The sequence below is a fragment of the Rhodococcus sp. NPDC047139 genome, assembly GCF_040643435.1.
Lineage (GTDB): Bacteria > Actinomycetota > Actinomycetes > Mycobacteriales > Mycobacteriaceae > Rhodococcus.
In genome coordinates this window covers 113,886-126,775 of record NZ_JBEYUH010000013.1, presented here as the reverse complement: position 1 = coordinate 126,775, position 12,890 = coordinate 113,886, and the positions used below count along the sequence as shown (strand labels likewise).

Genomic DNA, 12,890 nt, shown 5'->3' with positions numbered 1-12,890 from the left:
GCGCGCACTACCGCTCAGGCGGCGTGCGCGTGGGTGCCTTCGTGTGCGGCGGGCTCGACGGTGCGCTGACCGCGACCTTCGGAGATGACCAGCTTGGCCGCGCCGCGGTCGAGCAGCTCGCGGATAAGGTCGGCCGAGGCGGCGCCGCAGTCGGTGCCGCCCACACGGCTCAGATCGATCGTGATCGCGTGACCGGTGAGGTCGTCGGGCAGTTCGGTCGACACGGTGCCGCCGGATTCGATTCGTAGTTTCATGGTGTTCTCCTGTTGAAGTGATCTGTGGTGGGGTGCGGTCGGGGATAGAGAAAGGGCACCCGGGGCGTATGTGCCCCGAGTGCCCGAGAAAGAGTCTTCGTGTGACTTCTATTCTCGGGATCGCTCCGCCGCGACGTGGAAGAAAAGGTGCGAGAACGGTACCGAGCAACCGGCTACGTACATCTGCTTGTATCGCATCGGACCGTACCTTTCTCGTGTGAACCAGCGGGTTAACGGATCACCATACACGAACAACGCGGAATGGACATTTGTGTTTTCCGCGGCGAGACAAACATTTCTCACGACACGTCCGTTTTCTCGCGAGACGTCGGGACTTGACCCTGACGTAGCGTCAGGGTCGATGCTGAACGCATGAGAATCGGAGAACTCGCCCACGCTGCGGAAACCACGGTTCGTGCCGTTCGGCACTACCATCGGCTCGGCCTCATGCCGGAGCCGGCTCGGACACCAGCTGGGTATCGTGTCTACACCGTCGCGGATCTCGTTCGGCTGCTCCGCATTCGCTGGCTCGCCCGGTCGGGTGTCCCCCTCGGCTCGGTGGCCACGGTGCTCGGCGGACGAACCGGCCCACCGGACGCCGAGTCGGAGTCGGATCTGACCGCGGACCTCGAGTCCCTGCTGGCTGCGGCCGATGCCGAGATCCGGACACTGCAGGTCAAACGCAATTCTCTGGCGGAGATGCTTCGCCGTCACCGTAACGGTGAGCCGCTCTCGCCCCTGCCCAAGCCGATCGCCGACGCATTCGACGAACTCATCGACGGCGAGCACGATCCCCGCGTCCGGGCGTTGTTCGAGACCGAACGCGACGGTTGCGAAATGCTCGCGCTGACCGGACAGGCGCCCGCGACATTCTTCGATGCGCTGCACACACTCCTGGAGGAGCCACGGCGCAGACACGAGGTCGTGGCCGCCTATCGCCGGTTCGGTGGTCTCGCCGGCCGCGACCCGCGTGATGCCGCGGACGAGATCACAGCCGTCGTCGACGACATGGTCGCCCTCTTCCGCGCTGTTCCGGGCCTGATCGACACGCTCGAAGCCTGGGCCGTCGAAGCCGCGCCGGTGGTCGAGCCGAATCGCGACGCGGTCGCCGAGGTACTGCCCGATCCTGCCCAGCAGGCCGCGGCGCGGGAGATTCTCCGCAGGCTCGCCACTCCGAGTCCTCGATGAACGCCCGCGCGGTCCGCCTCGTCGGCCGGATCCCCGTCACGCTGATGCGTGCGAACGGGCGCACTCTCCGGGCACTGTGGTGCTGGGCCACCCGACGCAGGGTGGGAGCGGGACCCGGTGTCGAGACGATCGGGTACACGCGTGGCACGACGGCCGTGCCGATCGCGTTCGCCGTGGCCTCGCTGGTCGAGATGGGCGTCGTTCATCTGCTGGTGCCGTGGCCGTGGCTGAGGTGGACGCTCCTGTCGGTTTCGCTCTACTCCGTGCTTCTCCTGGCGGGCTGGATCGCGGACCGCATCGTGCATCCGCATCTGGTCACGCGAGACACCGTCGTCATCCGCGACGGTTTCCGGATCGTCGCACAGATCGCTCGCGGCGACCTGCGGCAGTGCGTGCCACGGAAGCGATTCCAGCCCACAGAAGGCGGCGTGGTCGATGATGTGCTTCATTTACCCGGCCCCGACGGCACCGAGATCGACATCGTGCTCGATCGGCCGATCGAGGTCCTCCCACCCGCGCTGTTCGAGCATCGTCGCCGGCCCATGGTCGTGCGCAGGCTCGCGCTCCACGTCGACGATCCGTCGGCCGCCCGGGCGGTTCTCGCCGCCCCCGCTCAGGGCCCTTCGGGGCTCAGCCCTTCAGCTCGTCGAGCCACGCCTCGAAACCGGAGGTGAACTCCTCCGAGAAGGGCAGATCCGCGATGTAGTCGGCGCCCGTCGACTGCTGGTCACCGATGTCCTTGAGCACGTGGTTGGTGTGTGACATGCGCAGCGTCGTCAGGCGGGTGTGGACCAGGGCCGCGTCGAGTGCATCGACGTCCTCGACCCGCACCTGGATGTCCTTGGTGGAGACGCTGGAGAGCACAGCCAGGTCGCCGGCGACCTGTGCGGCGAGCATCCGCGGATCCAGAGCATCCTCCTCCGCGAGGGCCTTCGCGTTCGTCGGCACGAGCCCGGCATTGCGCAGCGGCTCGGGCAGATTGTCGCTGAGCGTGCCGTCGGACCGGAGCGACTCGACCGCGCCGGTGAGCGCGACCCGCAGCTCGTCGGCGATCTGGATCGGGAGCTGCCCCGCGGCGACCACGGCGTCGAGCTGCGCATCGATCTGCGCGGTGAGCAGGTCGAGCAACCGCACGGCGAGCGGTTCGAGCAGACCGAGCCCGCGGATCGAGTCGTTGTCCTGGGCGAGTGACAGTGCGATGAGCGCGCCCTCGCTGTGACCGACGACGTAGAGGCGCTGCGCGTCGACGCCGCGCTGGGCGCCGAGGAACGCGAGGGCATCCGCGGCGGCGTCGATGAAGGTGGAGAAGCCGAGATCTGCGACGTCCTCGACGCTGTACGGACCGAGACCGGTCACACCGCTGCCGAGCTTGTCGTAGCGCAGGCTCGCGAAGCCCTTGCGTTCGAGCACGTCGGCGAGGTGTCGCAGCGTGCCGATCTGCCCCGGCAGCAAAGCACTGTTGCCGTTGCGGTCGGTGGGGCCGCTACCGGCGAGCAGCAGCACCCCGGGTACCGGACCCCTCATGGAGACGGGTACCCGCAGGCTGCCGTGCAGGGTGACGTCGCCGCTGGAAAAGGTGATCTCGGAGTCCGACATGCCATGTGTCTATCAGAAGGCGCCGGACCGGCAGGTATCGAGGGAGCCGGGTGTGCCTCCCGTCGACGGTGGGGACGGTGCGGGGAATGCAGGTGCCGAAACTGCGGTTCGGTCGTACCTTGGGTGAGGTGACGTCACCCACATCGCGCCCGTCCACTCTCGGAGAGCTCCGCGCCTCCGGTCACGTGCACAAGTCCGTCAAGGACGAGATCCGACACAACCTTCTCGCCGCGCTGCGCGACGGGGCCGATCCCTGGCCCGGAATCCTCGGATTCGAGGAGACCGTCGTACCCCAACTCGAACGCGCGCTCATCGCCGGTCACGACGTGGTTCTGCTCGGCGAACGCGGACAGGGCAAGACCCGATTGCTGCGCACCCTGCCGTTGTTGCTCGACGAATGGACCCCGGTCATCGCAGGTTCGGAACTCGGCGAGCATCCCTACGAACCCATCACGCCGGCGTCGGTGCGACGCGCAGCCGAACTCGGCGACGACCTGCCCATCGCATGGCGCCATCGCAGCGAGCGGTATGCCGAGAAACTCGCAACCCCCGACACGTCGGTGGCCGACCTGGTCGGCGACGTCGACCCCGTGAAGGTCGCCGAAGGCCGCAGCCTCGGCGATCCGGAGACGATCCACTTCGGTCTCGTGCCCCGCGCACACCGCGGCATCGTCGCTGTCAACGAACTGCCCGACCTCGCCGAACGCATCCAGGTGTCGTTGCTCAACGTCATGGAGGAACGCGACATCCAGGTCCGCGGTTACACACTGCGTCTTCCACTGGACGTGTTGCTCGTAGCGAGCGCTAACCCCGAGGACTACACCAATCGCGGACGCATCATCACCCCGCTCAAGGACCGTTTCGGCGCGGAGATCCGCACCCACTACCCGACGCGACTCGAGGACGAGATCGCCGTCATCGAGCAGGAAGCGCACCTGCAGGCCCGTGTGCCGGAGTATCTCTTCGAGATCCTGGCCCGCTTCACGCGGTTGTTGCGAGAATCGACGTCCGTCGACCAGCGTTCGGGCGTCTCGGCGCGTTTCGCGGTCGCCGGCGCCGAGACGGTCTCGGCTTCCGCCCTGCACCGCGGTGCGGTCCTCGGCGAGGACGATCCCGTCGCACGCCCCGTCGACCTCGGCACCGTCGTGGAGGTGCTCCGCGGCAAGGTGGAGTTCGAATCGGGCGAGGAAGGACGGGAATTCGAGATTCTCGATCACCTGCTCCGGCGGGCCACGGCCGAGACCGCTCGATCGCGGCTGGCGGGTGTCGACCTGGCGCCGCTGGTCGCCGCTGTGGAAGCGGGTGATCCGGTGGTCACCGGTGAGCGCATCACCGCGAAGGTGCTGCTCGACGAACTCCCCGAACTGCCGGTTCTGGACGTCGTCGCCGAACGCCTCGGTGCCACCGACACCGGCACTCGTGCTGCGGCGGTCGAACTCGCTCTCGAAGGCCTGTATCTGGCGCGGCGCATCGCCAAGGACACCGGCGACGACGGTTCGGCGGTGTACTCCCGATGAGCAGGTCGGCCCGCTACGGTCCGTACGCCGGGGGCGATCCTCTCGCCCCGCCGGTGGACCTGCGCGACGCTCTCGCTGCTATCGGCGACGACGTCATGGCGGGCGCGTCACCGAAGCGCGCCCTGCGGGAGTTGCTGCGCCGTGGTCACGACGAGATGCGCGGCCTGGACAAGATCGCCGCGCAGGCCAATCGGCGCCGCCGCGAACTGATCGACCGCACCAACCTCGACGGCACGCTGCGCGAGGTCCGCGAACTGCTCGACCGCGCGGTGCTCGAGGAGCGTAAGGAACTCGCGCGAGCACTCGACGACGATGCGCGGTTCGCGGAGATGCGGATCGAGGAATTGCCGACGTCGACGGCGCAGGCGGTGCAGGAACTCGCCGACTACGACTGGCGCAGCAATCAGGCGCGACAGGACTACGAGAAGATCCGCGACCTGCTCGGCCGGGAGATGCTCGATCAGCGCTTCGCCGGAATGAAGCAGGCGCTCGAGGGCGCCACCGAGGCCGACCGTGAGCGCATCACCGAGATGCTCAACGACCTCAACGACCTGCTCGACAAGCATGCGCGAGGCGAGGACACCGACGAGGACTTCGAGCAGTTCATGGCCGAGCACGGGGAGTTCTTCCCGGAGAACCCGCAGAACGTCGAGGAACTGCTCGATTCCCTCGCTCAACGGGCAGCGGCAGCCCAGCGGCTGCGCAACTCGCTCACCCCGGAACAGCGCGAAGAACTCGACGCTCTCGCACAGCAGGCCTTCGGATCCCCGACCCTGACGAATCAGCTCGACCGTCTCGACGGCCACCTGCGCGCGGCGCGGCCGGGTGAGGACTGGACGGGTTCGGAGCAGGTGCGGGGTGAACAGGGCATGGGCCTCGGCGAGGCCACGGCGGCCTTGCAGGAGCTGTCGGAGCTCGACCAGCTCGCCGAGCAGTTGTCTCAGCAGTACGCCGGTGCGTCCCTCGACGACATCGACCTCGACGCACTCGCCCGCCACCTCGGGCCCGAGGCCGCCGCCGACGCGCGCACGCTGGCCGAACTCGAGAAGGAACTGCAGCGGCAGGGCTTCTTCGACCGGGGTGCCGACGGGCAGTGGCGGTTGTCGCCGAAAGCGATGCGCCGGCTCGGCGAGGCGGCGCTGCGCGATGTGGTGAATCGCATCTCCTCCCGCACCGGGCAACGCGAATCACGCCGGGCGGGCGTGCTCGGTGAACCGACGGGTGCGTCGAAGGTATGGGAGTTCGGCGACACCGAGCCGTGGGATGTCGTGCGCACCCTGACGAACGCGACCCTGCGCAGCCCCGGCCTGCCCGTGCGGATGTCGGTGCAGGACGTCGAGGTGATCGAGACCGAGCAGCGGACGCAGGCAGCCGTCGCTCTGCTGGTGGATACGTCGTTCTCGATGGTGATGGACGGTCGCTGGGTGCCGATGAAACGTACGGCACTCGCGCTCAACCATCTCGTGTCGACCCGGTTCCGTGGGGATGCGCTACAGCTCATCGCGTTCGGCAGGCATGCCCGCGTGGTTTCGGCGCCCGAACTCGCCGGGCTCGACGGGGTCTACGAGCAGGGCACGAATCTGCACCACGCCCTGATGCTCGCGGGCAGGCACCTGCGCCGCCATCCCAACGCGCAGCCGGTGGTCTTCGTCGTCACCGACGGTGAACCCACCGCACATCTCGAACCGGACGGCTTCGCAGCCTTCGACTATCCGCCGAGCGCCCGCACGCTGGGGCTGACGGTACGCGAGCTCGACCACGTCGCACGGCTCGGCGCCCAGGTCACGATCTTCCGGCTCGGCAGCGATCCCGGACTCGCGCGGGTCGTCGACGTGCTCGCCCGTCGCGCCGGAGGGCGGGTGGTCGCGCCGGACGTCGACGGTCTCGGCGCGGCGGTGGTCGCGGACTACATGCGCGCCCGGCGCCGATCCTGACACCTCAGCGTGTCAGGGACTTCCAGGTGGAGGTGGCGGCGGCGGACAGCAGCACTGCGGTGACCCAGAACACCGATGCAACGCCGGCGACCCCCGCGACGGCACCGGCAGCCAGCGGCACCGCGACCTGGCCGAGACGGTTGCCGGTCAAGCGCACCGCCAGCGCCGAGGCGCGGTCGGACGGTGCGACGAGTTCGACCACCCACGTCATCGTCAGTGGCTGACCCACACCCCAGAACGTTCCGCACACGGCGAGCAGCGCGCCGATGACCCAGGGGTCGGGCACCAGCGGTATCAGCGCGACCGGCATGACCGTTCCTGCGGTCGCGGAGACGAGGAGCCACTTCCGAGAGATATGCCGCAGGGCCCAGGGCAACAGTGCGCGCGAGACGATCGAGGCCACAGTACGAGCGGTCAGCAGGATCGATACCAGGAGCACGCCGAAGCCGAACTGTTCGCCGAGCAGCGGAAGGTAGGCGACGACGAGGTCGACGGATGCGAGGACGACGAGACTCGACAGCATCGCCGCCTTCATTCCCTTCGTGGCGAGCATCGAACGGACCGACTGTGGTGCGCCGTCCTCTGCTGTGCGACCCGACCCGGGTGGTTCGCGCAGACCCAGCACCAGCGGCAGCGCGACGAGCGAGACTGCGGTCATCACCAGCAACGCACCCGTGGTGTCGACCGAGCCGTTCCCGTCGCCGGTGGTCGCGGCGATCGCACCGGCCACCGGCACGCCCACGGCCTGCCCGACCGATACCCCGAGCGTGATGCCCGCGAAACCGCGGTCGAGTCGGCCGGGCGGCGACAGGATCGACACGAATGCCTGCCCGGACACCGTGACCAGCAGTTGCCCGAGTCCGAGCACGATGTTGCCGGCGGCGAGCACTATCAATCCCGAACTGAGCGCGATCAGCGCAGCCCCGGCGGTGGTGACCACGATTCCTGCCCGCAGGATCACCGTCGCATGCCCGCGGTCGACCGCCCGGCCGAGCCGCACCGCGGCCACCAGCGGCACGAGGGCGTAGACGGCGGTGACGACGCCGATCGTCGCCGCATCACCGCCGAGCGCGAGGATCCGATAGGAGACCAGGACGCGGATCGACTGGAACGCGGCGTGCAGCAGAGCGGTGGCCAGGCACAGGTACAGCAGCCAGTGACGAGGAGGGTGGGACATACCTCAGGCGCCGACCGTCACCACCCGGTCGCCGAGCGGCGACCGCAGGGGCACCTCGAGCGTCCCGGCGACGGCGACCATGATGCACATGCGGTCCTGCATCTCGGGAAGCGTGCCGCCGAGCAGCGTCACCGTCACCGTCTCGTCCGTTTCGGTGACGCTCGCGTCCACGCCGAAACACTCGGGGGTACCCGTCTCGAAGTGCAGGGTGATCCGGTCGTCGCTCACGGGTGACCAGGAGGTGACGGTCAGCGGATGCATGTCGACGATGTCCGGTCGCGGCGAGAACTCGGTCGCACCCACCGGAGCAGGGCTCTCGGGCAGCGACGGGACGTCGGGTTCGCCCGGCTCGCAGGCCGCGAGCAGGAGACACGTCGTGACGACCAGCGCTGTCCGAAGTGCACCTGCGATGGAACCCATGGGTTCTACGTTATGCCTGTGCTGTGGGTCCGTTACGCCAGCAGGGCCGCGACCACACCGATCGCGGGGATCGACGCGAGCGTCGTGACGAGCGCGGCGTCGCGCGCGAGCACCGCGCCCCGACCGTAGGCGCCGGCGTAGACGAACACGTTCTGCGCGGTCGGCAGCGCCGCCACCACGACGACTGCGAACAGTGCGTGATCCTCGAGACCGAACAGGAAACGGCCCATGAGGTAGGCGAGCACGGGCTGAACGAAGATCTTCAACACCGACGCGAGCGCGACGTCGCGGCGCGGGCTCGTCCCCTTCTGGAGGACCCGGACGCCCTGGAGCGACAGCCCGAAAGCGAGCAGCGCCCCGGGCACCGACGCGCCGCCGAGCAGGTGGAACGGTTGCATCAGCGCCGCCGGCGGCGTCCATCCGCTGACCGCGATGGCGAGTCCGGCTGCGGCGGCCACGACGATCGGGTTCTTGAACGGCGCGAGCAGTGTGTCGAGGCGCGAGACCCCCGCCCGCATCGTCGACAGGTCGAGCATCGTCAGCGCGATGGGGGAGAGCACGACGATCTGGAACAGCAACAGCGGCGCAACGATCGAGGCGTCCCCGAGCACGAACACCGCGATCGGGATGCCGAGGTTCGCGGAGTTGACGTATCCCGCGCACAGCGCCCCGATGGTCGCCTCGGGTACCGCGCGTCGCAGCCACAGCTTGGCGACGACGAAGTACACGATCGCGACGGCGAAGGCGGTGGCCGCCGCGATGTAGAGATTGGGCGAGAAGATGACCGACAGTTCGGACGTCGCGAGCACGTCGAAGAGCAGCGCAGGGGTGGCGACGAAGAACACGAGCCGGCTGAGCACCGCTTGTCCTTCGTGCCCCAGGGTGCCCAGACGCCCCAGCATGAAGCCGATGGCGATGATCACGAAGATGACACTGAACCCCGCGATCACACCCGACACGGTTGCCTAGTCTAAGGACCCCGTGGATGAATTCCCGAGGCAGGCGGCCGGAGTGCAGTTCTTGTCGATCGGCCCCGAATTTTTCGACGACAACTGCTCACTCGGGAACGTTCATCCACAGGGCGACGATCCGGGGTTCCGCGTCGAGCGGCGGTTGTGCAGGCTTCCGCCATGGGGGAATTCGACGAGCCGTTCAGCGGCACCGATGCGCTGGCCGGGAAGTGCCTGACGCCGTACCGCCTGCGGACCATGCGCCGGCTGCATCGCGACGTGTACATCCATCCGGACGCGGAGATGACTGCGTTGCGGCGTGCGCGTGCGGCGTGGTTGTGGACGCGAGGCGGTGGCGTACTGGCAGGGCTGTCCGCTGCCGCGGTACACGGCAGCAGATGGGTCGACGGTCGCGCTCCGGCGGAGTTGCTCCGGACCGGAAGTCGCCGCGGCACTGCCGGGGTGAGGGTGCACGGCGACACCGTGTACGAGGAGGAGATCTGCGAGCGTGAGGGGATGTCGGTGACGACTCCCGCCCGGACCGGCTTCGATCTCGCACGGTGGCTGGCACCCGCGCGAGCCGTCGAACAACTCGATGCGTTGTGCCGGGTCACCGGGCTGGATCCGGCGGACATCCTCACCGTCGCCGACCGGCACCGCGGGGAGCGTGGACTTCCGCAGGTGCGCGCGGTCGTGCCCCGCGTGGACCCCGGCGCCGAATCTCCACCCGAGACCAGGGTTCGTCTGTTGCTCGTGCACCACGGATTACCGGCGCCGGCCACCCAGGTGCCGATCGTCGACGAGGGCAGGGTGATCGGTTGGGCAGACATGGGATGGCACGAATGGCGCACCGCCGTCGAGTACGACGGGGTGCATCACTGGACCGACGAGCGTCAACGCACCAAGGACATCGAGCGCTACGAGGCGTTCGCATCACTGGGCTGGTCCGTGGTCCGGGTGAACTCCGAGCAACTCCGAATGCGTCCGCTGACGATCGTCGAACGGGTCCGCAGGGCGCTGCGGGTTTCGGGCGCACCCGTGTGACGTGCAGTTCTCGTCGAAAATCCCCACGGATTTCGACAAGACCTGCACATACGACGACGCCGCCCCTCCCGATGGGGGGAGGCGGCGTCGGAAGCTACGGCCTACTTGCTGCTGACGTAGGGGAGCAGAGCCATCTCGCGGGCGTTCTTCACCGCGACGGCGACCTGACGCTGCTGCTGCGGCGTGAGGCCGGTGACACGACGGCTGCGGATCTTGCCGCGATCGGAGATGAAGGTGCGGAGCAGGTTGACGTCCTTGTAGTCGACGTAGTCGATCTTCGCCGCGAAGAGCGGGTTCTTCTTGGGCTTGCGTCCCTCGACGGCACGCGACTTCTTCGACGGTCCTCGCTTGACTGCCATATCTCGCTCCTCACCAGCTCGACTTGTGGACGCCGGGTAGTTCCCCGCGGTGGGCGAGTTCACGGACACACTCGTGAGTTCCCGAACTTTCGCAGGTGGCCGCGCGGGCGGCCGTCCGCAGCGTCTCGATTGCGTCATCGTACCGGACCGGCCTGGCAGGGCAGACGCTGCGGTCCTGTGCCGGACACGGACGGGGGCGCTCACCGCTGCCTGTTCTCAGCGCACTCTCAGTAGGGGCGGGTCACAATGGTGATCATGCGCATTCTGGTGGTCGACGACGACCGTGCGGTGCGGGAGTCGCTCCGCCGGTCACTGAGCTTCAACGGGTATACCGTCGACCTCGCGACCGACGGGCAGGATGCCCTCGAACAGGTCGCCACGACGCGTCCCGACGCGATGGTGCTCGACGTCATGATGCCGCGGCTCGACGGGCTCGAAGTGTGTCGGCGGCTGCGCAGCACGGGCGACGACCTGCCGATCCTCGTGCTCACCGCACGGGACTCGGTATCCGAGCGGGTCGCGGGTCTCGATGCGGGCGCCGACGACTATCTCCCGAAACCGTTCGCGCTCGAGGAACTCCTCGCGCGCCTTCGGGCACTGCTGCGGCGTGCTGTTCCCGAGCCGGATTCGTCCGCCGACGAGGTGCTGCGGTTTGCCGACCTGAGCCTCGACCCGGCGACCCGCGATGTCACCCGCGGCGATCGGCAGATCAGTCTCACCCGCACCGAGTTCGCCCTGATGGAGATGCTCATGGCGAACCCGCGCCGGGTGCTCACCCGCAGCCGGATCCTCGAGGAGGTGTGGGGCTACGACTTCCCCACCTCGGGTAACGCCCTCGAGGTGTATGTGGGATATCTGCGTCGCAAGACCGAGGCCGGCGGAGAACCGCGCCTGATCCACACGGTGCGCGGCGTCGGGTACGTGCTGCGCGAGACACCTCCGTGAGCCGCCCGATGCGACCAGCTCTTCTGTTGACTCGCTCGGTGCCGCTGCGCACCCGCGTCACACTGCTCGCGGCCGGGGCAGTGGCACTCGCTGTCGCCGTCACATCGATCGCGGCATATGCCGTCGTGTCGCGGGCGCTGTACTCGGATGTGGACAACCAGTTGCGGGCGCGGGCAGCTGCGCTCGTCGAGTCGAGCTCACTCATCATGTACGACCCGCGATATATCGGTGGGGCGCAGCTCTACAGCTCGGACATCAGTGTGGCCCTGATCTATCCCGACCTCGGCCGGTATGTGCCGCCGGGCTCGTCGGTGCCCATCGGTGATCCCGAACTGGTCGTGGCCGGCGGTGATCGCGACTCGTCGCTGCGCACCGTTGCACAGCAGCGGGTGCTGGCCCAGCGCATGCCCGACGGCAGCACGGTGGTGATCGCGCAGCGGCTGCGTCCCACCGTCGAGATCCTCAACCGCCTCGCGAGCGTGCTGTTCATCGTCGGCGGATGTGGGGTGGTGCTCGCTGCGGCTGCGGGCGCGACCGTCGGCCGCACCGGTCTGCGTCCCGTCGCCCGTCTCACCGCCGCCGCGGAGCGGGTGGCACGCACGGACGACCTGCGACCCATCCGGGTGACCGGGCACGACGAACTCGCGCGACTGACGGAGAGCTTCAACATGATGCTGCGCGCGCTCGCCGAGTCCCGGGAACGGCAGAGTCGGCTGGTCGCAGATGCCGGCCACGAACTGAAGACGCCGCTGACCTCGCTGCGGACCAACATGGAACTGCTGATCGCGGCGAGCCGTCCCGGTGCACCGAGCCTGCCGGACGACGACATGGCGGAGTTGCGCGCAGACGTCATCGGCCAGATCGAGGAGCTGTCCACCCTCGTCGGGGATCTCGTCGACCTTGCCCGTGAGGATGCGCCGGAGACGGTCTTCGAGGTGGTGGACGTCGCCGAAGTGGTGGACCGAAGCCTCGAACGTGCGCGCCGCCGACGCACCGACATCGAGTTCCGGGCGACCACCGAGCAGTGGTTCGTCTTCGGTGACCAGGCAGGACTCACTCGCGCGGTGGTCAACGTCCTCGACAATGCGGCGAAGTGGAGTCCTGCAGGGAAGGACGTCGTCGTGAGGATGCGGCAGATCGGCACGGGATTGATGGAGCTGACCGTCGACGACGCCGGCCCGGGGATTCCGGAAGAGGAACGCGAGCTCGTGTTCGAGCGGTTCTACCGCGCGACGACGGCACGGTCGATGCCCGGCTCCGGTCTGGGCCTGGCCATCGTGCGGCAGATCGTCATGAAGCACGGCGGGACGATCGCCGTCGACCGTTCGGACCGTGGTGGCGCGCTGATCCGGATCGTCCTGCCCGGCACTTCCAGCCTCGACGGAGAGGCGCATACCACTCGGGCAGAGTGAATCCGACAGAGATTTCGAGGGTAGTTCTGAGGCAGCTCTCAGCTCTCGGGTTCATGCTTGACGGAGAAGAGCGGGGCGCTGAAAGACCCCGCAC

13 protein-coding genes and 1 pseudogene are annotated in these 12,890 nt (G+C 68.2%); 7 read left to right on the top strand and 7 right to left on the bottom strand.

What is annotated here, in order from left to right; genetic code table 11:
• Nucleotides 1-14: 14 nt before the first annotated feature.
• Nucleotides 15-254: a hypothetical protein gene (locus ABZ789_RS17115; protein ID WP_358425862.1), complete on the bottom strand. Its 240-nt coding sequence runs from the start codon at nt 252-254 to the stop codon at nt 15-17.
• A gap of 372 nt (nt 255-626) precedes the next feature.
• On the opposite strand from ABZ789_RS17115, the gene ABZ789_RS17110 reads away from it, so the two are divergent.
• Nucleotides 627-1,442, top strand: a complete 816-nt coding sequence (locus ABZ789_RS17110; protein WP_358425859.1) for a MerR family transcriptional regulator — start codon at nt 627-629, stop codon at nt 1,440-1,442.
• Nucleotides 1,439-2,116 carry a hypothetical protein gene (locus ABZ789_RS17105; RefSeq protein ID WP_358425857.1) on the top strand — a complete coding sequence of 226 codons (678 nt, stop codon included), beginning with the start codon at nt 1,439-1,441 and terminating at the stop codon, nt 2,114-2,116. Before ABZ789_RS17110 ends, ABZ789_RS17105 begins: the two co-directional genes overlap by 4 nt.
• Here the strand turns inward: ABZ789_RS17105 and ABZ789_RS17100 are convergent.
• Nucleotides 2,073-3,038 carry an alpha/beta hydrolase gene (locus tag ABZ789_RS17100; protein ID WP_358425855.1) on the bottom strand — a complete coding sequence of 322 codons (966 nt, stop codon included), beginning with the start codon at nt 3,036-3,038 and terminating at the stop codon, nt 2,073-2,075. The two genes, ABZ789_RS17105 and ABZ789_RS17100, sit on opposite strands and share 44 nt — an antisense overlap.
• Nucleotides 3,039-3,166: 128 nt before the next feature.
• Here ABZ789_RS17100 and ABZ789_RS17095 point away from each other — a divergent pair, with 128 nt between their 5' ends.
• Both ABZ789_RS17095 and ABZ789_RS17090 read left to right on the top strand, forming a co-directional pair.
• Complete coding sequence (locus ABZ789_RS17095; protein ID WP_358425852.1) at nt 3,167-4,555, top strand: ATP-binding protein; 1,389 nt, start codon at nt 3,167-3,169, stop codon at nt 4,553-4,555.
• Nucleotides 4,552-6,489: a VWA domain-containing protein gene (locus ABZ789_RS17090; RefSeq protein WP_358425849.1), complete on the top strand. Its 1,938-nt coding sequence runs from the start codon at nt 4,552-4,554 to the stop codon at nt 6,487-6,489. The genes ABZ789_RS17095 and ABZ789_RS17090 overlap by 4 nt, the downstream gene beginning before the upstream one ends.
• Nucleotides 6,490-6,493: 4 nt before the next feature.
• Here ABZ789_RS17090 and ABZ789_RS17085 read toward each other — a convergent pair whose 3' ends face one another.
• From ABZ789_RS17085 to ABZ789_RS17075, 3 genes are read right to left on the bottom strand one after another with little or no spacing between them, the layout of a single operon-like run.
• Nucleotides 6,494-7,666, bottom strand: coding sequence for an MFS transporter (locus tag ABZ789_RS17085; protein WP_358425846.1), 1,173 nt, complete (start codon nt 7,664-7,666; stop codon nt 6,494-6,496).
• Nucleotides 7,667-7,669: 3 nt separating this feature from the next.
• On the bottom strand, nt 7,670-8,086 hold the full coding sequence (locus tag ABZ789_RS17080) for a hypothetical protein (RefSeq protein WP_358425844.1): 417 nt from the start codon (nt 8,084-8,086) through the stop codon (nt 7,670-7,672).
• A 32-nt stretch (nt 8,087-8,118) separates the two neighbouring features.
• Nucleotides 8,119-9,045 carry an AEC family transporter gene (locus ABZ789_RS17075; protein WP_358425841.1) on the bottom strand — a complete coding sequence of 309 codons (927 nt, stop codon included), beginning with the start codon at nt 9,043-9,045 and terminating at the stop codon, nt 8,119-8,121.
• A 171-nt stretch (nt 9,046-9,216) separates the two neighbouring features.
• Between ABZ789_RS17075 and ABZ789_RS17070 the strand changes: the two genes are divergently transcribed.
• Nucleotides 9,217-10,080: a DUF559 domain-containing protein gene (locus ABZ789_RS17070; RefSeq protein WP_358425839.1), complete on the top strand. Its 864-nt coding sequence runs from the start codon at nt 9,217-9,219 to the stop codon at nt 10,078-10,080.
• A gap of 101 nt (nt 10,081-10,181) precedes the next feature.
• Here ABZ789_RS17070 and rpsR read toward each other — a convergent pair whose 3' ends face one another.
• Together rpsR and ABZ789_RS17060 are read right to left on the bottom strand one after the other, a co-directional pair.
• Nucleotides 10,182-10,439, bottom strand: a complete 258-nt coding sequence (gene rpsR / locus ABZ789_RS17065) for a 30S ribosomal protein S18 (RefSeq protein ID WP_358425836.1) — start codon at nt 10,437-10,439, stop codon at nt 10,182-10,184.
• A gap of 10 nt (nt 10,440-10,449) precedes the next feature.
• Nucleotides 10,450-10,531: pseudogene (locus tag ABZ789_RS17060) on the bottom strand (30S ribosomal protein S14); the annotation flags it as partial.
• A 163-nt stretch (nt 10,532-10,694) separates the two neighbouring features.
• On the opposite strand from ABZ789_RS17060, the gene ABZ789_RS17055 reads away from it, so the two are divergent.
• Together ABZ789_RS17055 and ABZ789_RS17050 are read left to right on the top strand one after the other, a co-directional pair.
• Entirely contained in the window at nt 10,695-11,384 is a 690-nt protein-coding gene (locus tag ABZ789_RS17055) for a response regulator transcription factor (RefSeq protein ID WP_358425833.1), read from the top strand.
• 8 nt (nt 11,385-11,392) lie between these two features.
• Nucleotides 11,393-12,796 (top strand): HAMP domain-containing sensor histidine kinase, encoded by a 1,404-nt coding sequence (locus ABZ789_RS17050; RefSeq protein WP_358425830.1) that lies wholly within the window; start codon nt 11,393-11,395, stop codon nt 12,794-12,796.
• Nucleotides 12,797-12,890 lie beyond the last annotated feature (94 nt).